This window comes from Pleomorphomonas sp. PLEO (assembly GCF_041320595.1).
Lineage (GTDB): Bacteria > Pseudomonadota > Alphaproteobacteria > Rhizobiales > Pleomorphomonadaceae > Pleomorphomonas.
In genome coordinates, this window is sequence record NZ_CP166625.1 from 4,608,817 (window position 1) to 4,630,563 (window position 21,747).

Annotated in this window: 23 protein-coding genes; 21 read left to right on the forward strand and 2 right to left on the reverse strand. The window is 63.9% G+C overall.

The window, feature by feature from the left end:
* Nucleotides 1–2 precede the first annotated feature (2 nt).
* Together AB6N07_RS21345 and AB6N07_RS21350 are read left to right on the forward strand one after the other, a co-directional pair.
* Nucleotides 3–1,097 carry a LacI family DNA-binding transcriptional regulator gene (locus AB6N07_RS21345; RefSeq protein WP_370675064.1) on the forward strand — a complete coding sequence of 365 codons (1,095 nt, stop codon included), beginning with the start codon at nucleotides 3–5 and terminating at the stop codon, nucleotides 1,095–1,097.
* A 10-nt stretch (nucleotides 1,098–1,107) separates the two neighbouring features.
* Nucleotides 1,108–1,857 carry a phosphodiesterase gene (locus tag AB6N07_RS21350; protein WP_370675065.1) on the forward strand — a complete coding sequence of 250 codons (750 nt, stop codon included), beginning with the start codon at nucleotides 1,108–1,110 and terminating at the stop codon, nucleotides 1,855–1,857.
* A gap of 16 nt (nucleotides 1,858–1,873) precedes the next feature.
* Here AB6N07_RS21350 and AB6N07_RS21355 read toward each other — a convergent pair whose 3' ends face one another.
* The gene (locus tag AB6N07_RS21355) at nucleotides 1,874–2,743 is read right to left on the reverse strand and encodes a MurR/RpiR family transcriptional regulator (RefSeq protein ID WP_370675066.1); all 870 of its coding nucleotides are present in this window, start codon (nucleotides 2,741–2,743) and stop codon (nucleotides 1,874–1,876) included.
* 164 nt (nucleotides 2,744–2,907) lie between these two features.
* Here AB6N07_RS21355 and AB6N07_RS21360 point away from each other — a divergent pair, with 164 nt between their 5' ends.
* From AB6N07_RS21360 to AB6N07_RS21385, 6 genes are all read left to right on the forward strand, one after another.
* The gene (locus tag AB6N07_RS21360) at nucleotides 2,908–3,942 is read left to right on the forward strand and encodes an ABC transporter substrate-binding protein (RefSeq protein WP_370675067.1); all 1,035 of its coding nucleotides are present in this window, start codon (nucleotides 2,908–2,910) and stop codon (nucleotides 3,940–3,942) included.
* Nucleotides 3,943–4,019: 77 nt separating this feature from the next.
* Nucleotides 4,020–4,799 (forward strand): ABC transporter ATP-binding protein, encoded by a 780-nt coding sequence (locus tag AB6N07_RS21365; protein ID WP_370675068.1) that lies wholly within the window; start codon nucleotides 4,020–4,022, stop codon nucleotides 4,797–4,799.
* Nucleotides 4,796–5,548 carry an ABC transporter permease gene (locus AB6N07_RS21370; RefSeq protein ID WP_370675069.1) on the forward strand — a complete coding sequence of 251 codons (753 nt, stop codon included), beginning with the start codon at nucleotides 4,796–4,798 and terminating at the stop codon, nucleotides 5,546–5,548. The genes AB6N07_RS21365 and AB6N07_RS21370 overlap by 4 nt, the downstream gene beginning before the upstream one ends.
* Complete coding sequence (locus AB6N07_RS21375; protein ID WP_370675070.1) at nucleotides 5,545–6,306, forward strand: ABC transporter permease; 762 nt, start codon at nucleotides 5,545–5,547, stop codon at nucleotides 6,304–6,306. The genes AB6N07_RS21370 and AB6N07_RS21375 overlap by 4 nt, the downstream gene beginning before the upstream one ends.
* A 108-nt stretch (nucleotides 6,307–6,414) precedes the next feature.
* Nucleotides 6,415–6,996 (forward strand): AAA family ATPase, encoded by a 582-nt coding sequence (locus AB6N07_RS21380; RefSeq protein WP_370675071.1) that lies wholly within the window; start codon nucleotides 6,415–6,417, stop codon nucleotides 6,994–6,996.
* Entirely contained in the window at nucleotides 6,993–7,586 is a 594-nt protein-coding gene (locus tag AB6N07_RS21385) for a nucleoside 2-deoxyribosyltransferase (protein ID WP_370675072.1), read from the forward strand. Before AB6N07_RS21380 ends, AB6N07_RS21385 begins: the two co-directional genes overlap by 4 nt.
* 107 nt (nucleotides 7,587–7,693) lie before the next feature.
* On the opposite strand, the gene AB6N07_RS21390 is transcribed toward AB6N07_RS21385, so the two are convergent.
* On the reverse strand, nucleotides 7,694–9,244 hold the full coding sequence (locus AB6N07_RS21390; protein ID WP_370675073.1) for an amidohydrolase family protein: 1,551 nt from the start codon (nucleotides 9,242–9,244) through the stop codon (nucleotides 7,694–7,696).
* A gap of 22 nt (nucleotides 9,245–9,266) precedes the next feature.
* On the opposite strand from AB6N07_RS21390, the gene AB6N07_RS21395 reads away from it, so the two are divergent.
* The 13 genes from AB6N07_RS21395 (at nucleotide 9,267) to AB6N07_RS21455 (ending at nucleotide 21,611) form a co-directional block, all read left to right on the forward strand.
* A complete protein-coding gene (locus AB6N07_RS21395; protein ID WP_370675074.1) occupies nucleotides 9,267–10,340 on the forward strand; it encodes a LysR family transcriptional regulator in 1,074 nt (357 codons plus the stop codon).
* 91 nt (nucleotides 10,341–10,431) lie between these two features.
* On the forward strand, nucleotides 10,432–11,475 hold the full coding sequence (locus AB6N07_RS21400; RefSeq protein WP_370675075.1) for an extracellular solute-binding protein: 1,044 nt from the start codon (nucleotides 10,432–10,434) through the stop codon (nucleotides 11,473–11,475).
* 134 nt (nucleotides 11,476–11,609) lie between these two features.
* Nucleotides 11,610–12,461, forward strand: a complete 852-nt coding sequence (locus AB6N07_RS21405) for an ABC transporter permease (RefSeq protein WP_370675076.1) — start codon at nucleotides 11,610–11,612, stop codon at nucleotides 12,459–12,461.
* Nucleotides 12,458–13,249 (forward strand): ABC transporter permease, encoded by a 792-nt coding sequence (locus AB6N07_RS21410; RefSeq protein WP_370675077.1) that lies wholly within the window; start codon nucleotides 12,458–12,460, stop codon nucleotides 13,247–13,249. The genes AB6N07_RS21405 and AB6N07_RS21410 overlap by 4 nt, the downstream gene beginning before the upstream one ends.
* Nucleotides 13,250–13,257: 8 nt before the next feature.
* Nucleotides 13,258–14,076, forward strand: coding sequence for a nucleoside phosphorylase (locus tag AB6N07_RS21415; protein WP_370675078.1), 819 nt, complete (start codon nucleotides 13,258–13,260; stop codon nucleotides 14,074–14,076).
* Nucleotides 14,073–15,158, forward strand: a complete 1,086-nt coding sequence (locus tag AB6N07_RS21420) for an ABC transporter ATP-binding protein (RefSeq protein WP_370675079.1) — start codon at nucleotides 14,073–14,075, stop codon at nucleotides 15,156–15,158. Before AB6N07_RS21415 ends, AB6N07_RS21420 begins: the two co-directional genes overlap by 4 nt.
* Complete coding sequence (locus AB6N07_RS21425; protein ID WP_370675080.1) at nucleotides 15,155–16,105, forward strand: carbohydrate kinase family protein; 951 nt, start codon at nucleotides 15,155–15,157, stop codon at nucleotides 16,103–16,105. Before AB6N07_RS21420 ends, AB6N07_RS21425 begins: the two co-directional genes overlap by 4 nt.
* Nucleotides 16,102–16,830 (forward strand): ADP-ribosylglycohydrolase family protein, encoded by a 729-nt coding sequence (locus AB6N07_RS21430; protein ID WP_370675081.1) that lies wholly within the window; start codon nucleotides 16,102–16,104, stop codon nucleotides 16,828–16,830. Before AB6N07_RS21425 ends, AB6N07_RS21430 begins: the two co-directional genes overlap by 4 nt.
* Nucleotides 16,796–17,140 (forward strand): ADP-ribosylglycohydrolase family protein, encoded by a 345-nt coding sequence (locus AB6N07_RS21435; RefSeq protein WP_370675082.1) that lies wholly within the window; start codon nucleotides 16,796–16,798, stop codon nucleotides 17,138–17,140. Before AB6N07_RS21430 ends, AB6N07_RS21435 begins: the two co-directional genes overlap by 35 nt.
* A 2-nt stretch (nucleotides 17,141–17,142) precedes the next feature.
* Nucleotides 17,143–17,949 carry a creatininase family protein gene (locus AB6N07_RS21440; RefSeq protein ID WP_370675083.1) on the forward strand — a complete coding sequence of 269 codons (807 nt, stop codon included), beginning with the start codon at nucleotides 17,143–17,145 and terminating at the stop codon, nucleotides 17,947–17,949.
* Between the two features lie 521 nt (nucleotides 17,950–18,470).
* Nucleotides 18,471–19,277, forward strand: coding sequence for a DeoR/GlpR family DNA-binding transcription regulator (locus AB6N07_RS21445; RefSeq protein ID WP_370675084.1), 807 nt, complete (start codon nucleotides 18,471–18,473; stop codon nucleotides 19,275–19,277).
* Nucleotides 19,274–20,215, forward strand: a complete 942-nt coding sequence (locus AB6N07_RS21450; protein ID WP_370675085.1) for an N-acetylglucosamine kinase — start codon at nucleotides 19,274–19,276, stop codon at nucleotides 20,213–20,215. Before AB6N07_RS21445 ends, AB6N07_RS21450 begins: the two co-directional genes overlap by 4 nt.
* 145 nt (nucleotides 20,216–20,360) lie before the next feature.
* On the forward strand, nucleotides 20,361–21,611 hold the full coding sequence (locus AB6N07_RS21455; RefSeq protein WP_370675086.1) for an extracellular solute-binding protein: 1,251 nt from the start codon (nucleotides 20,361–20,363) through the stop codon (nucleotides 21,609–21,611).
* Nucleotides 21,612–21,747: the final 136 nt, after the last annotated feature.

Genomic DNA, 21,747 nt, shown 5'->3' on the forward strand with positions numbered 1-21,747 from the left:
TCATGACCGACGATCTCAACGGCAAACCGCAGTCCGCCCCCCGCTTCGTGAGCGCCCGCGACGTAGCCGAGCTTGCCGGCGTGTCGCGATCAGCTGTGTCTCGCGCCTTCACGCCCGGCGCCTCCGTGGCGCCGGAAACGCGCGACAAGATCATGACCGCCGCGGCCCATCTCGGCTATCAGGTCAACGACCTTGCCCGTGGGTTGCTCGCCAACCGCAGTCGCATCGTCGGCTTGGTCGCCACCAAGCCGGAGGTGGGTTTTCGCGCCCACCTGACCGCCGCACTAGCCTCCGTGCTGATCCGTCGCGGTTCGGTCCCGGTGCTGATCAACGCCGGCGAGACGGCCGAGGAGACCGAGGCGGCCCAGCGCACGCTGTTCGGCCACCGGGCCGAGGCGGTGATCGTGCTGTCAGGATCGCCGCCGTCGTCCTTCATCGAGCTTGCCCGGTCGAGCGGCCTGCCGCTGGTTGCGATCGGTCGCCAAGCGCCGGAAATCGACCTCGTTCAGACTGACAACGCCGGTGCCGCGCGCAGCATTGCCTCCGCCTTCGTTACCGCCGGGCATCGCCGTATTGGCTTTGCCGGCTCGGAGAGCGGCACGCCGGCCATCGTCGAGCGCGAGCAGACTTTCGTCACCGAGGCAACCAGACTCGGAGTTGATGTCACCGTGGCGCGCGGCCCGGACACCGACTATGCCGGGGGGCTTCTGGCGGCGGAGCGCCTGTTCGAGACAGCCGAGCGGCCGACCGCCGTCTTCGCCGTCAACGACCTCGTCGCCTTCGCATTGATCGATCATCTCAAAAGCCGGCTCGGCCTCCGCGTCCCCGAAGACGTTGCTGTGGTCGGCTTCGACGATCTGCCGGAAGCAGCCTGGCTCAGTTATCGCCTCACCACCTATCGGCAAGACCCGCTGGAAATGGCCGAACAAGCGGTCGCGCTCCTGGAGAACAGGGCCGCCAATCCGACGGCCGCCCCGGTGAACTTGCGGGTCTCCGCCCAGTGGACGGTGCGCGACACCTTCCGCCCGGTGGACGGCTTTCCCAACCATGGCTTGCTTGGCGAGGAACTTGCCGGCACCCGCCTGCCGAAGCCTTGAGGAGGTGGACATGAAACTGATCCAGATCACTGATCCGCACCTACGCGGAGCTGGCGAGTTGGTTTGCGGGCTCGACCCAGCGGCGAGCCTTAGGGCGGCAATCGCCGACATCAACAGCCATCACGCCGACGCCGATCTCGTCGTGTTCACCGGCGATCTCTCGGACGACGGTTCGCATGCGTCCTACCGTCTGCTCGCCGACATCATCGAGCCCCTGGTTCCGCCGTCTCGCCTGCTGCTCGGCAACCATGACGACCGCGCCGCCTTTCGCGCCGTTTTCCCCGATGCACCAGCCGAGGGCGGCTTCGTCCAATCGGTCCTGGATACCGACGGTGGTCGGCTCGTGTTCCTCGACACGCTCGACGAAGGGGCCGTTGCCGGTCGACTTTGCGCACATCGCCTGAGCTGGCTCGATAGCCGCCTGGCGGAAGCGCCCGCCCCGGCACTCATCTTCATGCACCACCCGCCGTTCAACATCGGCATGCCGCCGCTAGACGATGTGAAACTCGCCGATCCCCAAGTGTTTGCCGATCTCCTTCGCCTTCACGGCAACGTCCGCCACATCTTCGCTGGCCATGTGCATCGTCTATGCTCGGGCATCTGGAACGGCATTGCCTTCAACACCGGACGCGGAACCAACCACCAGACGGCACCTCTCTTCGGAGCGAAGGATTTCGCAGTCGGCTTCGACAAGCCGGCCTACAATGTGATCCTTGTCGATGGGCCGGACATCGTCGTTCATGCCCAAGAAATCGAGTGAGGGCAACGAGGCACCGCTACTCCTCAGGCGACCAGTCAGGTCCCGTGCTGCGCATCCAGGGATAGGCAAAACTTGCGAATTTCTCCGCCACTTCGGGGGCGCCCGGCCGCTGGCGCGCCACGGCGGCGATCAGCGCTTCGATCAGCGCCAAAATCGCTGTGTCCGACGGCGGGTGCATGGAATGAAAGGCCGTCACGAACAGCGTTTGGTCAGAAAGCGATGCCAGCGGCGAGTCGAGAAAATCGGTAATGGCCAAGATGGGGATGCCGGCCCGCTTCGCATAGCGCGTCATCACGATGGTGTCGCGCATGTAGAGCGAGAAGGCGATCGGTATCAGAAGGTCATTCGGTCCAAATTTGAACAGCTGGCGCGCCACGCCCACCATGCCGCCGCCGTTCTCGGGGCTGCGCGTCGGAATCCCCGTCATATCGAGCCCGCAGGCGAGCATTCCAGCTAGCTGGGCGGCATTTTCGAAGCCGAGGACAAACACCTTTTCGGCTCGGGCGATCATGTCGACGGCTCGCTCCGTCGCGGCCGGATCCAAGGATCTTAGCGTTGCCTCGATATTGGCGATGTCTTCTCGGAGCGAGGCCTCAAGTACCTCGAACGCACTGCCCGCGTCGGCCCGGCGCCGCTTCATCGCATCGACGGGCTCGAACAGCTTCTCGAAACCCCGGATAAGCTCGGCGCGAAATTCGGCATAGCCGGAAAAGCCGATCAGGTGGGCGAAGCGATTGGCCGTTGCGACCGAGACGTCAGCGCCGATTACGGCCTCATGAATGCTCGTGCGCGCAACCTTAAGCGGCTCGGCCTTCACCAGATCCGCAAACCGCCGCACGGCTCCCGTCATATCACCGTACTTCTCGGCGATGCGCTGGGCGACCATCGTGCTGTCCGGTAGACGCCCTAAGGGTTTTGACTGAAATTGCGGCATGGTTGCCTTTTCATCGTGCTTGGAAGTTTAGTAACATATGCTAGCCTTTGTTGTAACAAAAAATACAATTCCCATGCCGCCGCCAGTCTGCCAATCAAGGAAAGGACGCCCTCTCGATGCCAGCCGATCCCGTTTTTTCGCCGATGTTGAGCCGCCGCCAACTCCTAAGGGCCTCCGCGGCCGCCGGTTTGGCGACCATGCTGCCGGCATCGCTTGCATTCGCCGCGACGCCGCTCAAGCTTGCCATGGGATGGGTGCCCAACGTTGAGCATGCCGGCGTCTGGATCGCACTGGAGCAGGGGTATTACGCCGCCGAGGGGATCGACTTCAGCTACAGCCCGGGCGGGCCGAATGCGCCCGACCCCTTGGTCGTCCTGGAATCGGGCAAGGCGCAGTTGGCTGCCAGCGACTGGCTGCCGTTCATGGATGCCTATGACAAGAACAACGATCTCGTCATCCTCGCCTCGGCCTTCCCCACCAGCCCGGCCGCCCTGCTGTCGCTCGCCAAGAAACCAATACGCGAGCCCAAGGATCTGGTCGGCGCGCGCATCCTCGGCCAGGGCCCCGGCAACAAGACGGTGATCGAGATCATCCTGCGCAGCGCCGGACTGCCGCTCGAATACACCATGGTACCGACCGGCTTCTCACCGGAACCGCTGCTTGCCGGCGATGGTGACGCCTATTTTTGCTTTGCCACCAATCAGCCGATTACCTTGGAGAAGATGGGGCTCGTGGAGGGCAAGGACTTCTTCGTGACGCTGCAGGATACGCTCGGCTACAAGGCGCCAGGCGGCGTGCTGGTTGCCCATAAATCCTTCGTCAAAGAGAACCGAGCTGCCATCGTCAGCTACTTTAAGGCCTACATCAAGGGCTGGAAGGAAAACGCCAAGGACCCGAAGGTTGCTGCCGAACTGGCGGTCAACAAGTTCGGCGCCGACCTCGGGCTCGATATCGATCAGCAGATCCGCCAAAACGAGCTGCAGATCCCGCTGACCAAGGCGGCAGGCTCCGACAAGCTGTTCTGGTTCGACCCCGCTTTGGTCGATGGCCCAATGGCTGAGGTAGCCCGCCTTTCCGGCCACAAGAACGTGCCGCCAGCCAAAGACCTGATCGATCTCGGCCCGCTCGAAGAAGCGCTTGCCGCCAGCTGACAATGCTCCCCACCGACAGGACCGAGGCCAGCCCTCCGTTGGGGTTGGCGACGGCCGCTCGCAGATCACAGGCTTCCATGTCAGAAAAGCCCGCCATCCGCATAGATCGTGTCAGCAAGACCTTTCGCCTCGGCGACGGCCAACAGCTGACGGCGCTGTCCGACATCGACCTCTCCATCGCGTCTGGCGAATTCGTCGCCTTGCTCGGCCCTTCGGGTTGCGGCAAGAGCACGATCCTGCGCCTCGTGGCGGCGCTTGAAGAGGCGACAGCCGGCCGCGTCACCATCGAGGGCCGGGCGCCGGACGAACTTTGCCACAGTCATCGGCTCGGCGTCGCCTTCCAGGATCATGCCCTGCTCCCCTGGCTCGATATCGAGGCCAACGTCACCCTACCGTTTCACCTCGCCGGGCGGCCGGTGGATGGCGCGCGGGTCAAGGATCTGATCGCCCTGGTCGGCTTGACCGGGTTCGAAAAGGCTCGACCCAAGCAACTATCGGGCGGCATGCGCCAACGCGCTTCCATCGCCCGTGCCTTGGTGCTTGAGCCGGAAGTCCTCCTGCTCGACGAACCGTTCGGCGCCCTCGACGCGGTGACGCGCCGACAGATGAACGTGGAACTGCAACGTATCTGGAGCCGCCACCGCATCACCACGCTGCTGGTGACCCACTCCGTCGACGAAGCATTGTTCCTTGCCGACCGTGTCGTGGTGATGAGCGGGCGACCAGGCCGTGTCATTCTCGACATTCCAGCTCCCTTTGAACGGCCGCGCGCTCCGGCCGTGATGCGCGAACAAGCATTCCATGACCTTGTCGACAGGCTGACCGAAGCGCTGGAACCAGAGGGCGCCGCCGCATGACGTCTGCCCGCAGCCAGTCCTTGATGCTCGGCTTGATAGGCGTGCTTGTGTTTCTGGCCACCTGGGAGGTGATCGGCACCTACCGTCTCGCCGGGCTTACCTGGCCGCCACTATCCACAGTGCTTGCCTTCCTGTCGACGCCGGCCAAGCTGCCGTTGTTCGGCCGAGCCGCCGCGGCGACCTTCACGTCGGTCGGCATCGGATATCTATGCGGAGGCTTCGGCGGGCTGGTTCTGGCGCTCGTCAGTCATCTGATTGCTCCTGTTCGTCCGGGCCTTGACCGGCTGATTGCCGTGATCCACGCCGTCCCGTCGATCGCGCTGGCGCCACTGTTGATCGTGCTGGCGAGCGCCGACGTGACACCGCCAATCATCTCAGGCCTCGGCGTCGGCTACATCTTCTACGTCGCCGCGACCTCGGGTCTGGCAACGGCCGGCGCGTCCCATCGCGATCTCTTCGCCGTGCTGGGAGCCGGCCGGCTGTCCACCGCCCTCCGGCTCGACCTGCCATCGGCACTGCCGGCCATCGCGTCGGCGATGAAGCTCTCGGTGCCGATCGCGTTTATAGGCGCCATCATCGGAGAGTGGTTTGGCGCCTCGCGTGGGCTGGGGCTATTGATCGTGTCGGCCATGCAGAATTTCCAGATTCCTCTGCTGTGGAGCGCCGTGCTGATCACCGCCGTCGCGTCGCTATCCATGTTTGCTCTATTCAGCCTGCTGGAGCGTCTGGTGCAGGAGCGCATGCGATGACCTCCACCGCTCTCAACTCGGTCTCTCATGTGGCGCGGCGCTATTGGGCCGTAGCGCTGGTTGTCGCCGGCTGGCAGATCTGGGTCTCGGCCGCCGGTTTGTCGTCGATCGTGCTGCCGGGGCCGCTGGCCGTCCTGAGGGATTTCGTCGGCGATCCCCTGAGTTACGCGGCGCCGGCTGGCCGCACCTTCATCGTCGCCATCGTCGGCCTGTTGCTCGGCTTCACGCTGGGCGGCGCATTGGCGGTGCTGAGTTGGTCATCGCGCCTTCTGAATGGCCTGCTGACCCCGCTCGGCCTGATCTTCACCTCGATCCCCGTGGTGACGCTCATCCCGATCATCGCGCGATTGCTGGGATATGACGTCAGGACGGTCATCGCCATCGTCGCCCTGATCTGCTTCTTCCCGGCCTTCGTTTATGTTGGCGCCGGCCTCCGCGCGCTGCCGCCCGGCAGTGACGATCTGTTTCGCGTTTTTGGTGGCTCTCGGCGCCAGCGCTTCCTGCGCCTCGTGCTGCCGTCGTCGGTGCCCAACCTGATGCTGGCCTTTCGCCTGACGGCGCCCGAGGCGGTTCTCGCCGCCGTCGTCGCCGAGTTCCTGATGGGGACCGACGGCCTCGGTTACATGTTTCGCAAGGCAGCCGGCGAGTTCGATACCGAACGCGCCTTGGCCACCTCGCTGATCGCCACCATTACCTCGGTGGCCTGTTTCGGCCTGGCGCTCGCCGCCGAGCGTCGCGTTCTCCGCCGCTGGACCTGAGCCCAGCGCGACCCAAGATCATCCGGACACCGCTTTGACACAACGGGCGCTGGATCGAACCGCGGGCGGTTTCGACCACCCGCATCAAGACAGTGAAAGGACAACATCATGGTCAAGGTTCAACAGCCCCCCGATCCGTGGCAGCGCACCACCACCGAGCATGGCTTCTTCGCCGACGAGGTCATTTCCGCCCTGCAAAAATGTACCCGACGCGGCATGACCGACAACGTTCTGCTGCTCGGCTGGGAGATGTTTGTCACCAGCCCGGAAATGGAAGAGATGATGTGGTCCCGCCTGTGCGTGATGGCGGTTGAGGATATCGGCCTCGGCAATCCCAATGCCCCCATCCTCATCGAGACGCTCTACCAGCAGCACAAGCGCTATCCGCGCCCGGCCGGCGACCGCTTCCTGTTCGCCGCCCACGCCATTCGCGTTCTGACCAAGAGCGACAAGGACCGCACCTCCGACGACATGGTCAATTGGGCGAAGCGTTCGATCGAACTCGGGGACAACCTGCCTGAAATCCCTGACGTCGCGCTCGATATGCACACCCGACGTGGTCAGGAGATGGGTCGCGACTACCTGTTCTTCATGTCCGAGGCATCGAAGGTCATTCCCGAGGTCAAGGACAAGGATCAAAAATACAAGGAGTGGATCCTGAAGGCGCTCGCGGACGGGAGGCTGACATGAGCCGACCGCGCGCTTATCTCGCCGGGCCGGAGGTCTTCCTCTCGGATAGCGCGGCGGTCATCGCTTCCAAGAGAGAGCTCGCACTCTCCTATGGCTTCCAGCCCAACGGCATCGCCGAGGAGGAGCTCGACCCGACAGGGCTGTCGCTGTTCGAGTTCGGCCGCCGTATCAGTCTTGCCAACGAAAAGGCCATGCGAGGGTCGGACCTGATTATCGCCAACCTGACGCCCTTTCGGGGCATTTCGGCCGACATCGGTACGGCCTTTGAAGTCGGCTTCATGTGCGCGCTCGGCCGAGCGGCCTATGGCTACACCAACACGGCGCGCCCCTACTTCGAGCGGCTGAGGGACGATTATTACCATGGCGCCATCGCCAAGACGGCCGACGGCGCCACCCGCGGTCCGGACGGCATGATGGTGGAAGACCATGGAATGGTCGACAACCTGATGCTCGATGGCGGCATCGAGACGCTCGGCGGCATCCTGGTCCGCCGGCAGGTCGAGCCGGATAATCTGTGGTCAGATCTCTCCGCCTTCGAGGACTGCCTCAGGGCGGCGGCTGTGCGGTTTGGGCTAGCGAGGCCGACTTGAAGCTATCCGGGATGTGGCGGCGGCTCAGCCGCCACATCCTCCTTCAAGCACACTCTCAAACTCGTTCGAACGCCGCTCAGCGAGAAATCTGCGCCCCAAACGTCTTCTCAATCAATTGGATAGCCAACGGTCTTGGCTGCTGCCGGCGGCAGGCGCAGGGGCAAGTGACCAGCCGGCACATTCATCGCCGTCGCCTTGAAGTGCATGGCTTCAAGCGCCGGGCGAACGGTCGCAGCACCGGCGCTCATTTCCGGACAATAATCGCGCCTAAACCGCTCGGCGGCCTCGGAAATTTCCTCACGAAGAGCCGCTTCGTCCACTCGGGTGAGTTTGCGGTCGGCCATCACCACCCGGCCGTCGGTGATGACCATCCTGACCGCCTCGGAATTCACCGAGAAGGCGATCTGGTTGCGGATGTCATGCAACGGCAGGAAGCCCCAATCATAGCGGTCGAGCAGGATGATATCGGCCTTCTTGCCGACCTCGAGCGAGGCAACCTCTTTCTGCATCAAGCTGGACCGGGCAGCGGCGTGCGTCGCCATCTCATAGACCTCATGGGCGGACACCCAGGAATGGAAATCGTGGCTGCCGATCTTGTGCAGGCCCGAGGCGACCTTGATCGCCTGGAAGATATCAGCGCTGTCGGCCGAGGCGACACCGTCGCAGCCGAGCGCGACGTTGACACCCGCCTGCTTGAGCTTGCGGATCGGCGAAACACCCGAACCGAGCTTGAGGTTGGCGAGCGGATTGTGCGTGGTGGAGGCGCCCGCCGACCCCATCATCTCCATGTCGGCATCGGTCAGCCAGATGGCGTGGTTCATGGTGAGGCGGTGGGTCATGCAGCCAACCTTGTCGAGGAAGGCCGGCAACGTCATGCCATACTTGGTCTCACCGGTGACCGCCTGCGTCTTGGTTTCGAGGACGTGGCAGTGGATCGGCAGATCGAGCGTCCGTGACAGTTCGCCCACCTCCTCGAGCAACTCCGGCGAACAGCGCTGCGGGCCGCAGGGGCCCAGGATGATGCGCATGCCATCCTTGTCGTGCCAGCGGTCGCGCAGTTCGTGGAAAAGAGAGATCTGCTCGGCGCGCCCCGGCGTCTTCAGCGTTGCCAGTCGATCGCGCAGATCGGCATCCATCAGGCTGGCGGTGAAGGGCGGCAGGCTGTCGAGAAAGCCCTCATCCCACATGGACGCGGTGAGCCAGCCCTTTAGGCCAAGGTCGCGATAGGCGGTCGCGGTGGCGTCGACGGCGTCAGGCGTGAACGCCATATTGATGACGTCGTCTTGCAGCGCGGTGACGCCGGAGCGAATGGAGACGATGCCGACCAGCATGGCCCTGAGGTAATGCTCCCGCCAGGAAAGCGTCGGAGCGCCAAATGGCGGATAGACCTCCGACAGCCAGATCTCCAGCGGCAGGTTGTCATAGCGCCCCATCTCGAAACCCTCGTTCGAGTGCATATGGGCGTCGATAAAACCGGGCAGAACCAGAGAGCGCCTAGCGTCGATGACTTCGATATCCGGATGCCGCGCCGCCTCGGCCGACAGATCGGGACCGATCGCGGCGATGCGGTCGTCAACAACCAAGATGTCACCGCCGTCGATTTCAGTACCGGAACTGTCGTTTGCGAAAATACGTCCATTTCGGATCAAAAGGGCCATGACTTTTTCCTTACTAGAACGAGTGCGCGCCGACCGGCGGCATGAAATCTGCTTTGACGATATCGCCGGATTGTCCGGCGGATACATTGCAAACCTGAGGTGTAAAGGACCAATGCTTCGCCCGATCGAACATGGACTTGACGTGCGCCTGATGCGCATCTTCCTGATTTTGATCGAGGAATGCTCTGTTTCCCGAACAGCGGTTCGCCTCGGTCAGAGCCAGCCGGCGGTCAGTCTGGCATTGAAACGACTGAGGGAAATCCTGGGGGATCCCCTCCTGGTCCGCTCCGGCGCCCATCTGGTGCCAACCGAACGCGGTGCCGAGATCGGCCGGCGGATGGCTGCCATCCTTGCCGAAATTGATGGCATGGTGCTCAACGTGGAGACATTCGAGCCGTCTACCGACATGCGCAACCTGCGCATACAGGCGGCAAACTGTCTCGGTACCTTCTTCCTGCCTCGGATCGCCGCTGCCCTGCGACGAGAGGCGCCGGCCATGCAGGTCGACTTCAGTGCGATCCCCGACGAGCGCGACATTTTCGAGGAGATGGAGACGGGAACCATCGACCTGACCATCGGCAACTGGCCAGCTCCACGCGAAAACCTTCGAATCGCGCCGCTGCTTGACGCCGACATGGTGCTGGTCATGCGACGCGATCACCCGATGGCGGAACGGGCCGAGCTCACTCTCGAGGAATATCTGGCGCTGGAGCACCTGTCGCCCACCCCAACGGCGTCCGCGGCAATCAGTCCGGTTGACGGGCGCCTGGCCCAACTCGATCGCAAGCGGCGCATCTCGATGACCGTCCCGGAATTCACCCTCGTACCATCGGTGCTGGCCGCCTCGACCGGGCTGGTATTCACCTCCAGCCGACCGTTCGCGGAGGAAATGGCCACCAACATGCCGTTCGCGCTGGTGGATGCACCTCCGGAACTCGGGCTCATGAAGTTTTACCTGCTGTGGCATGAGCGCGCCCACCATTCCCCCTTCAACCGTTGGCTCAGATCGTTGGTGCGGCGCGTCTCTCAGGAGCCATCCGACCACGAGTCCATACAGTCGTCGAAAAAACAGGCAGTCTCCATATTGCCTAGCTGATAATCATTATTAGCTGCGAAGGTCTTCCTTAGAACGGGGATTCCGCTTCAATCGTTGTCCGTCCAAGCCAAAACATCGGGGAACAACCAACATGTCGGACAACAGACTTTCCAAGGCTGGCGTAGCCTGTCTCGCGGCCACCATGCTCGTGACGGCGGGTCTCCCCGCCTTCGCTCAGGACTTCAAGGGCAAGACCCTGGTGGTCGGCACCTGGGGTGGCGATATCGAACGTCTCCTTCGCCAGAACGCGGCCGAACCGCTGGAAAAGGAGACAGGCGCCAAGGTTGAGTTCGTCCTTGGCGGCTCAGGCGACCGCATGGCGCGCATCTATGCCGAAAAAGCCAACCCGACGATGGATGTCGCCTTCGTCAACATCTACGAAGCACCGCAGGCGTTGAAGGACGGCGTCGTTGACGCTCCCGATCCGAACGCCCCCTATTTCAAAGACGTCTGGGACGGCATGAACAATGGCTGCTACGCCATGTCTCTGGTCGGCCTCGGTATTGCCTACAACAAGAAGCTCGTATCGGCACCGCCGGAATGGGCCGACATGTGGAAGCCGGAGTTCAAGGGCAAGATCGCTCTTTCGAGCTACCCCGGTTCTGAAGGCGATGGCGTCCTTGGCGTTGCCGCCCGCCTCGCCGGCAAGGATGAGCACAATCCCGACGCCGCCTTCGGCAAGCTCAAGGAGCTGACGCCGATCGCCATGACCTACACCAACCTCGACGAAATCTTCGCCATGATGGACGCCGGTGAGGTGGCCATGGCGCCGATGATCTCTGGCTACGTGCTCGCCGCGCTCAAGACCCATCCCGATATCGGCTTCTCATTCCCGAAAAGCCCTGGCCCGGTGCTGGTGCGCGACATGCTCTGCCTGGTCAAGAACTCGCCCGAGCCGGAACTGGCCAAGAAGTTCGCGGCGCTGGCTCTCGGCGTCAAGAACCAAACGGACTATGCCGAGCAGCTCTACTTCGGCCCAACCAACAAGAACGTCAAACTGTCGCCTGAGGTATCGGCCGATGTCATCGATACCCCTGACGAGGTGAAGGGTCTCCTGCAGCTCGACTGGCCCTATGTCATCTCGCAGCGCGCCGACTGGACCCAACGCTGGAACAAGGAAATCCTCGGCCAATAAACCCTGGTGACGAGGTCCCGGCCGCGCGGCGCTCGCTCCCCTGCCCGATCCGCCGTCCGGGTGCCACCGGTCGAGGCACTTTCCGGCGCACGATGTCTCCCCCCGTGCGCCGGCTTTTTTCAACGAGGTTATCGTTGCCGATGCCGCCGTCGATCCTGCTCCTGCTACCTGCGCTCGCGCTTTCGGCCGTTGTGTTTCTCGCCCCCTTCCTCTGGCTGGCGAGCACATCCTTTCGCACCCAGGCCGAGGGATCGCTGCTGCTGGCCGATGGATTTTCCATTCACAATTATGCCCGCCTTTTGGCCGACCCGTTCTTTCTCGAAGTTCTCTTGCGGACACTGGCCTACAGCATCGTCACGACAGCCATTTCGCTTGTTGTCGCGCTACCGGTGGCCCGTTTCATTGTTACCCGTGCCGGCCGTCTCAAAGGTATCCTGCTGGCGCTGATGCTGGTGCCTCTGGTCTCCGGCGCACTGTTGCCCTCGCTCGGCATGCTTCACCTGATGGGACCGCTCGGCGTGGTCAACGGCGCCGCTCGCCTTCTTGGCCTGCCGACGGTGAAACTGCTCGGTACGCCGGCCGGTATCCTGATCGGACTGGTCCAATCCTTCCTGCCGCTGATGGTCTTGCCGCTGGTCAATACGTTGGCTCGCCTGCCTGGAGATCTCGAGCAGGCGGCCGCTTCGCTAGGCGCATCGGCAGCCGCCACCTGGCGTCGCGTGATACTGCCGCTGGCAACGCCTGGCATCGTCGCCGGCTCGGTGCTGGTGTTCTGCGCCACCTTCACCTCCTTTGTGACGCCGCAGGTTCTGGGACAAGGCCACATCGCAACCTTCGGCACAGTCGCCTACCAACAGGCGGGCCAAGTGCTCGACTGGCCGTTCGCCTCCGCGCTGGCCATGGTCGCGCTGGCCATGATCGGCCTACTTCAGGCAGCCATCGTCATTGGCAGCCGTCTCTCCCGTCGACAGGAGGCCCGCCAATGATCCCGCGTCTTTGGCGATGGCTCCACACGGTATGGACAGGGCTCGCCTATGTGGTTGTGCTGGCGCCGATCATCGTCCTGATCCTCGCCTCGTTCGACGACAGCAATTTCTTCCGCTTTCCGCCGCAACGGCTGTCATTTCGCTGGTTCGAAGCAGCGGCCATCAGCCGCGAATATCAAAGCGCGCTCGGCATCTCATCGTTGGTAGCTCTGCTTTCGGCCGCCATCGCGGTCGTCACCGGCTCACTCGCCGCCTACGTGCTCGTTCGCCATCGCCCCCGTGGTGCTCGGATCATTGAAGCCATTCTGCTGGCTCCGCTGGTGCTGCCGTTGATCGTCTGGGCGATCGCCCTGATGCAGATCTACTCGGCGTTAAGCCTCTCGGGCACGCTGACTGGTCTGGTCCTGGCGCATACCGTGATCACCCTGCCCTACGCGGTGCGTATCATGCATGCCACCTTCGAGCGCATCGACCCGCAGTTGGAGGCGGCCGCCGTGAGCCTGGGTGCCCGGCCATTCGATGTTGCGCGCCGTGTCGTCATACCGCTTGCTCTGCCAGGCCTGCTGACCTCGGCGGCCTTCTCGCTGCTTGTCTCGTTCAACGACGTGATCGTTTCGGCGCTGATCGCCGGCGGCCGTTGGATGACCTTTCCCGTCCGCCTCTACTCGCAGCTGCGCGGTCAGGGCGTCGACCCCACAACGCTCGCCATCGGCGCGGGCATCATCGCGATCATCCTCCTCGCGGCCGTCGTCGGGGAGCTGACCATGAAATGGTCGCGGCAAGTGTGAGAGAAACCATGACAGATTATCCTTATCTCGACCGCATGCCGAAGTTCGAACGCGACGGCATTCCCTCGCTCACCGGCTTCCGGCGCGAAAGCGTCGCCTCCAAGGTGGTGCTCGCCGTCCGCGATCCGCTGGTGGTCGGAGAGGGTGCCGCCGAAGACCAGATCGTCGCCGAACTTGAGGGTGCGGAGCAAGTGGCGCGCACCGGTCTTTTCACCACCTACACCGGGCGCTATCGCGGCGTGCCGATTTCGGTCGTGCTCGGCGGTTCCGGATCGCCGGAAGCCGAACTCGCGCTGATGGATCTCTTCAACTACACCGACTGCGATACGGTGATCCGTATCGGCGGCTGCGGCGCCTGGGGCGAAAAGGTGCGCGTCGGCGACATCGTCATTTCCTCCGGTGCCGTCCGCGACGAGGGGATGACCAAAGCGCATGTCCGCGTGGAATATCCGGCGGTCTCAGACTGGCGCGTCGTCGCCGCCATGGCTGCCGAGGCTGAAGCGATCGGCCATCCCTTCCACGTCGGCATCACCCGGTCCGGCGACAGTGAATATTGTGGCTGGGGCAAGCCCGGCCCTGGTGGTTATCTCCAGGACGACCACAAGCAGATCATCGATTACTGGCGGCGCGCCGGCATCCTCAACACCGATCGCGAGGCCGCGGCCATCCTGACGCTTTCTAGCCTTTATGGCCGTCGTGGCGGCGCCGTCTCGTCGGTTGGCGACAACGTCGTAACCGGCGAGCCGCACCGCTCCGGCTCCGGGCAGCGCAACGCCATTCTGGTCGGGCTCGGCGCACTGGCGCGCCTTGCCGAGGAGGCGCGATGAAGGACTATCTCCACATCGAGGAGATCACCAAGCGCTTCGGCGAGACCGATGTCCTGAAGGGAATTTCGCTCACCATACCCAAAGGCGATTTCGTGGCGCTGCTCGGCCCCTCGGGTTGCGGCAAGTCGACACTGCTCAAGATCATCTCCGGCCTCGAGACCGAAACGGCGGGTCGCATCCGCCTTTCCGGTGAGTGGCTGGCCGGGGTGCCTGCCTTCCGGCGTGACATCGGCGTGGTCTTTCAAAGCTACGCCCTTTTCCCACACCTGAGCGTCGCCGAAAACGTCCGCTTCGGTCTCGACATGCGGCAGATGGGCCGCGCCGAAGCCAACGAACGAGTGCGCGAGGCGCTCGATCTCGTCAAACTCGACGGCCTCAGCGAGCGTATGCCCCGCCAGTTGTCCGGCGGCCAGCAGCAACGCGTTGCGATTGCGCGCGCACTGGCCATACGCCCCAGACTTCTGTTGCTCGACGAGCCACTCAGCAACCTCGACGCCATCCTGCGCAAGAGCGTGCGCGTCGACCTGCGTGAGCTGCACGACCGCGTCGGCGCGACCACCGTCATGGTGACGCACGACCAAGAGGAAGCGATGAGCATGGCCGACAAGGTGGCGGTGATGCATGATGGCGCCATTGAGCAATGGGGCAGCCCCGAAGATATTTATGAGCGTCCCGCCACCGCCTTTATCGGCACCTTTGTCGGCAATCCGCCCGCCAGCCTCGTGAAGGCTCGCCGACATCTTTCCGGAGGCTGGAGTATTGGTGGCACAACCTGGACACCCGATCCCGCGCTGACTGACAAGCTGGACAAGGTGCGGAATCTTGAAATCACGCTCGGACTTCGAGCCGAGCGGATCGACATCGTCGACCGCGATACGCCGGGTGCTTTTGTCGCGGAGCTCACATCGTCGGAATATCTTGGCGGCGAGCGCTTGCTGCATTTCCTCGTAGACGATCATCGCGTTTCGGTCGCCCATGCCGGCGCTGCCCTGGAAGCCGGGCAGTTCGTCGGTCTCCGCCCGAGAACCGCCGACGTGATGCTGTTCGACATCAATACCGGCCTCAGGATCGATGCCCGATGAGACGCCCAGAGTTCCATTGTGTCGGACCGGTCGTACTCGACCGGATCATCAGGGTCGATCGCATTCCCGGCCCGGACGACAAGGCCTTCGTCAGTTCCAAGCAGGACTCGGCTGGCGGGCCTGCCCGCAACGTGGCCTTCGCGCTAGCCGGTTGGGGAGAGCGGGTAACAGCTGCGTCCGTCGTCGGCGATGATGGCGTGGGCCAACGGCTGCTCGAACGGCTCAGCGAAGCCGGGGTTGGCACTGACGCCATCGAGCGGGTGCCCGACCTCGAAACGGCGAGCTGTACGATCATCCTCGATAAATCCGGCGAGCGCGCCATCCTCATCGAACCCATCGACGAAGTGGTGCTCGCACGCATCGGATCTGGCTTGCGGCCGGCAGCGGGCGACGCCGTCTTGATGAACCTTTTCCATGATCATGCCGCCTTTGACCTCCTCGCAGGGGCTCGTAGCGCCGGCGCTCTGGCCTTCATCGACCTGGAATGGCCCGAGATCGGGCGCTGGGGCTGGGCAGCAGCCAAGCGGGCCGCCGCCGTGGCAGACGTTGTTGTCACCAATCGGCAGGTTCTCAAGGCGTTTGCCGAAGAGCGTGGCATGGTCGTGGATGACGCGGCCGCGGCGGTGCTGGCGCAAGAGTTGAGGCCCGCAGGCGACCGGGTTTGCGTCACCCTTGGCGCCGATGGTGTGCTCGCCCGCGATGGCAATCGTCTCCTGCGCGTTTCTGCCATGCCGGTGACGCCCCAAAATACAACCGGCGCCGGCGATCGATTTCTGGCCGGGCTCGCCCGGGCGCTAACCGCCGGCATCCCGTTCGACCGATCCCTTGCGCATGGCGTCGCCGCGGCCGGACTTTATCTCTCCGGTTCCGGGGAGAACTGGGCCGACGTGGAGCGAGCCTCTGCCACCGTGAACGTCCGCAATCTTCTGGCTGGAGTCCTGTCTTGAAAGCTTCCCCTGAAGCCGTCCGTCGGGTGTTCGCCGCCGCCTGTCTCGGCGACGCCCTGGGTGCCGCCACGGAGGCCATGCACCCCGATGAGATCATTTCCGTCTTCGGCGGTCGAGTCGATCGTCTCATGCCACCGCCTCCGAAGGCACCGTTCGCGGCAGGGTTGACACCAGGCCGCCTCACCGACGACGCCACGCAAATGCTGGCGATGGCGAGGCGCATCATCGCCACGGGGGGACAGCCGACCGTCGATGACGCCGTCGCCGGCATGCTCGACTGGGCAGGCGACGGAGACGTCTTCACCCGGTTCGCCGGACCGACCACGCGCATCGCCGTCGAGCAGTTGAAAGCCGGAATGGATCCAGCCCGGGTCGCCAGCCCACCGGTCTATTCCTGCATGTTCGGCACCTCCAACGGAGGCGCGATGCGCGCGCCGGCCGCTGGCTGCGCGAAGTCCGGCCGTCCCGAGGAGGCCGCGAAACTGGCGGCTATTCTGTCAGCACCAACCCACAATACTCAGATTGCTTTCGGAGGCGCTGGCGCCGTCGCCGGAGCCATCGCGGCCGGGCTGGGTGGAGCTAAATTTGGCGACCTTGAACAAGCCGCCATAGCGGGCGCTGTCGCCGGAGAGAGAGGCTGTCGCCTGGGGTCGGGTTGTCGGGGGCGCCGGCGTGATTCGGCGCATTGCCATGGCAGTCGAGATCGGCAGCCATCATGCGGGTGACGTTCATGCCGCCGCTGCCGAGCTGAGGGATGTGGTCGGCAATGGCGTCGCCATGGCCGAAGCGGTGCCGCATGCTTTCGGGCTTGTTATCGCCGCCCAAGGCAGCGCCTGGCAGGCCATCCTCGGCGCCGTCAACGGCGGCAATGACAGCGACACGATCGCCATGATCGCTGGTGCCATCGCTGCCGCCTATGAGCCGGTCGACAGCTGGCCGCCCGGCATCCTCGATGAAATCGAGCGTCAGAATGGCCTGGACCTCACCGCCTTCGCCGCCGAATTCGTTGCCGCCATCGCATCGGAGCCCGTTTGAACATGCGCCGTTATTGGACAGATCTCACCACCCAGGACGCGGCGGCGCTGCCTGCCGATACCGTTGCCATCCTGCCGGTCGCCGCCGTCGAACAGCACGGGCCACATCTGCCGGTCGGAACCGATGCTTTCATCAACCGAGGCATGATCAGCCGCTTTCTCGAACTTCTTCCCGACAACGTGCCGGCGGTCGTGCTGCCTGAACAGACGGTGGGCGCCTCGGCCGAACATCTCGATTTCGCCGGCAGCCTTGCGCTTTCTCCGGCGCGGCTGATCGATAACTGGACGGATCTCATCGCCTGCGCCGCCCGCGCCGGTGTTCGCCGCTTCCTGATCTTCAACAGCCACGGCGGCCAGAGCGGCTTTCTGGCCCACGCCGCGCTCGACCTGCGTGTTCGGCTTGGCCTGTTCGTCGCTTATGCCGCGTGGTTCGACGCCGGCTATCCCGAGGGCATGTTTGCGCCCGGCGAAATCGCCTACGGCATGCATGGCGGCGCCATAGAGACCAGTCTGATGCTGCATCTGCGGCCCGACCTGGTCCGTCAGGACAAGATCGCCGACTTCCAGCCGATTACCAACGAACTAGAGGCAACGGCCCGCCAATTCTCGGCCAATCCGGGTAATGGTCGAATGGGCGGATTTGGATGGAAGGCTCAAGACCTCCAGCGCTCCGGCGTCACCGGCAACGCGACCGCCGCCACGGCGGAAAATGGGCGCGTTCTGCTCGACCATGTCGCGACACGACTCGTGGAACTGGTCAGTGATCTCGGCAAGGCCGACGATTTCGTGACGCGCTATACCACCAGCTAGTCGAGCCCAGGAAGCCGTCCGCTCGGAGCGATCGGCCTCCAGCAAGAGCCCGGATCGTCTTGTCCGTGAAGTCGACCGCCTGCCGGTCGATTTCTCGCATATGGACAGCGATCCCGATTTCTGAAGCAAAAACGCTACCGCGGGTAATCGGTCCGGCATTGGCGAAGAATGGCCACACCAAACGTGGCCTGATGGATCAAGCCGTCGACCGAGGCACCACCACGCTTGAGCGACGATGCGGTCGCTTCACCCCTCCTGCCAAAATCAACAAAAGATTGCCGCGTCGGCCACGTCCGGCAGAACCGGCTCCGCGGACTATTTTGCGGCGCCCCATCAGAGTGCGACCGTCTATCGGGATGCTCTCGGGGCGCCTTTCCTCCGTTCTGCCCGTTTCAAATCCAACCGATGCCTATTTGCCCGCCACGACCGGATTCAAATCGATCATTATATGATCAAATTTCTGATTGACATTGATCGTTATGTGGATCGTAATCCAGCTTACGATCACAAAGGATCAGACCATGAAGGACGACCGTCTGTCGGCCATCCGCCATTACCTGTTCGAAAAGACGTCCGCCTCGATCCATGAGATCGCCGAGGCGGTCAGTGCTTCGCTCCCGACCGTCAGGCGCGACCTGCTGACTCTCGAGACGGAGGGGGCCATCCACCGAACCCATGGTGGCGCCCGCATCGCCGATTCGGCCGGTATCGAGGCCGCCTTCGAGGTGCGAGAGCAAACCTGCATCGCCGCCAAGCGGGCCATCGGCCTTGCCGCCTATGACGACCTCAGTCCGGACATGTCGGTGTTCCTCGACGCCGGCACCACGGTGTTGCAGGTCGCCCGCCGCATCCGCATGAATCCTCTGCCGCTGTCGGTGTTCACCAACTGTTTGGCGGTAGCGCAGGTGCTGACCGACATCCGCGACGTTCAGGTGACGCTGCTCGGCGGTCGCCTTCGCTCGCGCAACGCCTCGGTGCTCGGGGCTCTGGCCGAGAGCATGTTGGAGCGACTGTGGTTCGACCAGCTGTTCCTTGGCGCCAGCACGGTGGGCGACGATGGCTGTACCTACACGATGGATGAAGACGAGGCGCGCCTCAACGAGAAGATGATCACCAGGGCGGCGCGCACCACCGTCCTCGCCGACGCCAGCAAGTTCGGGCCACGCGCCACCTACCAGGTGACACGGCTCGACGAGCGGCTCGATCTGATTACCGACGATAGCCTCACCGCCCCCTGGCTGGACAAGCTAGCCCAGGCCGGTTGCCAAACGCGGGTGGTCAGCCTTGAGATCGATGACACCGCCGAACAGGGCGAGGACGCAGCATGAGCGGCCTTGTCCTTGGCGTCGATAGCGGTGGGACCAAAACCATCGCAGCCCTGGTGGCGCCGGATGCCAGCATCGTCTCCTTGCAGCATCTACCGAGCCTCGACCCCACCGCCGATAGCGCCTGGCTCGCCGAGATCGCCGCTCTTGCCGCCAGCGTTGGCGATGCCGATCTCCAGGCATCGGCGTTCGGTCTGCCGTTTCATGGCGAGGTGGAGGAGTATAGCGAGGCGCAGATCGCCACCGTCCGCCTTCACTTTCCGCACAACGCCATTGTCGAGAACGACGTCCGCATTGCCTTCGACGGTGCCTTTGCCTGCGGTGCCGGCGCTCTCATTCTGGCCGGTACCGGTTCCATGGCCTGGGCGAGTCTCGGCGAGGCCGACAGTCCGCATATCCGGGTCGGCGGATGGGGCGATATCTTCGGCGACGAGGGCAGTGCCTATTGGCTTGGCCGCGAAGTGCTGACCCTGTTGTCGCGCCATATCGATGGTCGCGAACCGTCGCCGGCTTTCGCCGAGCAGATGTTTGCCGCCATGGGCATCCAGCCGGACCAGCTCATGGCCTGGTGCTACGGGCTCGAGAGCCGCCGCTCGGGCATCGCCGGCCTTGCCCGCCACGTGACGAGTCTCGCCATCGGCGGCGATAGCATCGCCAGCCGTCTGCTCGAACGCGCAGCCACTGAGCTTTCCGAACAACTGATCATCGCTTGGCGCCGTTGCGGAGGCACGACGCCTATTCGCTGGAGCTACGCAGGCGGCGTGTTCAACGCCGCCGCCGTGCCAGATCATATGGCGACGCGCCTCGATGCGCCGCCATCGACGCCGCGCCTGCCGCCTGTCGGCGGCGCCGCGCTCAGGGCAGCCCGGCTCGCCGGTTGGGCTGTCGATGATGCCTGGGTCGACCGCTTGGATGCCACGCTCCGGACGGCTCTCGCCTAGGGCCTTCCGTCGATCGGGCGGAACCGGCCCGATCGAAAGGCGGACGTTCAAGCAAATAATCCGGCGCGTTTGCCCATCGGCCGAAAGTTTCGATCGAGCCAGCCAACGCTCTGGAAAGGCACTCTGACCAAGAAGGGGAACGATAATGAAAAGACGTGATTTTCTTGCTTCAGCACTGACCTTGCCGCTACTCGCCTCCATCGTCGGCAATGCGCTTGCCGCCGACACACTCACGGTGTTGCTGCCGCCCTGGGGCACCTTGCCCAAGGAGATGACCGACCGCTTCGCCAAGGACGCCGGCGTGACGCTCGACGCGCAGACGCTCGGTTGGGACGATATCCGCACCAAGATCATCACCTCCATGGTGGCTGGCACGGCCCCCGCCGACGCCACCGAGGTGGACTGGTCTTGGGTCGGTCAGTTCGGTTCCGCCGGCTGGTATCAACCGCTCGACGACAAGATCGACAAGGCGGTGATCGACGATATTGCGATTGCCTCGATTTTCCGCTTTGACGGCAAGCTCCTGGCCGTTCCCTACAGCAACGACTTCCGTATTCTGATCTACAACAAGGCCCACCTCGACAAGGCTGGTATCAAGGCGGCACCGAAGACACCCGACGAGCTGCTGGCGGCGGCCAAGGCGGTGAAGGCTGCCGGCATTGCCGAGTTCCCGATCGGCCTGCCGCTTTCGGCAACCGAGGGGACCTCGACGGCTTGGTATCTTCTCACCAAGGTGTTCGGCGGCGACCTGTTCGACAAGGACTTCAAGCCGCTGTTCACGGCCAAGGACTCCGGCGGCTACAAGGCGCTGGCCTTCGAGATCGGCGCTCTGAAGGACGGGCTGATCGACCCGGCGGCGACCGGCCTCAAGGACGTCGAAGTGCAGGAAGTGTTCAAGGCCGGCAAGCTCACCTTTGATGTGGCGGGATGGGCGGGCAACCTCGCCGTCTACGCCGATCCGACCAAGTCGCAGGTGGCCAACGACGTCGCGGCGGCGCTGATGCCGTCGGCAACGGGCAAGTCGCGCACCTTCGGCCTGCCCGAGGCGGTCGGCATCCCGACTGGCGCCACCAACGCCAAGGCAGCGGAAGCCTTCATCGCCTGGCTGACCAGCCCAGAAAATGAGATCGCAGCCTACGAGACGCTCGGCAACCTGCCGCCGCGCCTCTCCGTCCTGAAGCAGCTCAACGAGCAAGGCAAGCTGAAGCAAGGCGATGTGCTGCTCGCTCAGGCAGCGGTCGTCGAGCCGCTGATCGCCCAGGGCACGCCCGGCTGGTATCCGCAGTTCTCGACCGCGGTGGCGAGCGCCATCAACCAGGCGGCCAAGGGGCAGCTTACTGTCGATGACGCGATCGCGGCCATCGCCAAGGCGGCCGAAGACGCCCAGACAAACTAACCGCCAGTCCCGACCGCTGTCCGGGAGCCAACCCGGACGGCGGAGCCGGCCTCGTCGCCTTATCGCTTCCTTTCCTGCCACGGCACCACCTGATGCCCGGGACATTGTCTCGCGCGCTTGACGGCCGCCTAGGGAA

Bases quoted from the DNA above. Each gene is read 5' to 3' on its own strand.
- AB6N07_RS21425 (WP_370675080.1), top strand. From the start codon at position 15,155: ATGAGACGCCCAGAGTTCCATTGTGTCGGACCGGTCGTACTCGACCGG.
- AB6N07_RS21390 (WP_370675073.1), bottom strand. From the start codon at position 9,244: ATGGCCCTTTTGATCCGAAATGGACGTATTTTCGCAAACGACAGTTCC.
- AB6N07_RS21350 (WP_370675065.1), top strand. From the start codon at position 1,108: ATGAAACTGATCCAGATCACTGATCCGCACCTACGCGGAGCTGGCGAG.
- AB6N07_RS21385 (WP_370675072.1), top strand. From the start codon at position 6,993: ATGAGCCGACCGCGCGCTTATCTCGCCGGGCCGGAGGTCTTCCTCTCG.
- AB6N07_RS21360 (WP_370675067.1), top strand. From the start codon at position 2,908: ATGCCAGCCGATCCCGTTTTTTCGCCGATGTTGAGCCGCCGCCAACTC.
- AB6N07_RS21435 (WP_370675082.1), top strand. From the start codon at position 16,796: ATGGCAGTCGAGATCGGCAGCCATCATGCGGGTGACGTTCATGCCGCC.
- AB6N07_RS21380 (WP_370675071.1), top strand. From the start codon at position 6,415: ATGGTCAAGGTTCAACAGCCCCCCGATCCGTGGCAGCGCACCACCACC.
- AB6N07_RS21415 (WP_370675078.1), top strand. From the start codon at position 13,258: ATGACAGATTATCCTTATCTCGACCGCATGCCGAAGTTCGAACGCGAC.
- AB6N07_RS21410 (WP_370675077.1), top strand. From the start codon at position 12,458: ATGATCCCGCGTCTTTGGCGATGGCTCCACACGGTATGGACAGGGCTC.
- AB6N07_RS21345 (WP_370675064.1), top strand. From the start codon at position 3: ATGACCGACGATCTCAACGGCAAACCGCAGTCCGCCCCCCGCTTCGTG.
- AB6N07_RS21400 (WP_370675075.1), top strand. From the start codon at position 10,432: ATGTCGGACAACAGACTTTCCAAGGCTGGCGTAGCCTGTCTCGCGGCC.
- AB6N07_RS21440 (WP_370675083.1), top strand. From the start codon at position 17,143: ATGCGCCGTTATTGGACAGATCTCACCACCCAGGACGCGGCGGCGCTG.
- AB6N07_RS21365 (WP_370675068.1), top strand. From the start codon at position 4,020: ATGTCAGAAAAGCCCGCCATCCGCATAGATCGTGTCAGCAAGACCTTT.
- AB6N07_RS21450 (WP_370675085.1), top strand. From the start codon at position 19,274: ATGAGCGGCCTTGTCCTTGGCGTCGATAGCGGTGGGACCAAAACCATC.
- AB6N07_RS21375 (WP_370675070.1), top strand. From the start codon at position 5,545: ATGACCTCCACCGCTCTCAACTCGGTCTCTCATGTGGCGCGGCGCTAT.
- AB6N07_RS21445 (WP_370675084.1), top strand. From the start codon at position 18,471: ATGAAGGACGACCGTCTGTCGGCCATCCGCCATTACCTGTTCGAAAAG.
- AB6N07_RS21455 (WP_370675086.1), top strand. From the start codon at position 20,361: ATGAAAAGACGTGATTTTCTTGCTTCAGCACTGACCTTGCCGCTACTC.
- AB6N07_RS21355 (WP_370675066.1), bottom strand. From the start codon at position 2,743: ATGGTCGCCCAGCGCATCGCCGAGAAGTACGGTGATATGACGGGAGCC.
- AB6N07_RS21370 (WP_370675069.1), top strand. From the start codon at position 4,796: ATGACGTCTGCCCGCAGCCAGTCCTTGATGCTCGGCTTGATAGGCGTG.
- AB6N07_RS21420 (WP_370675079.1), top strand. From the start codon at position 14,073: ATGAAGGACTATCTCCACATCGAGGAGATCACCAAGCGCTTCGGCGAG.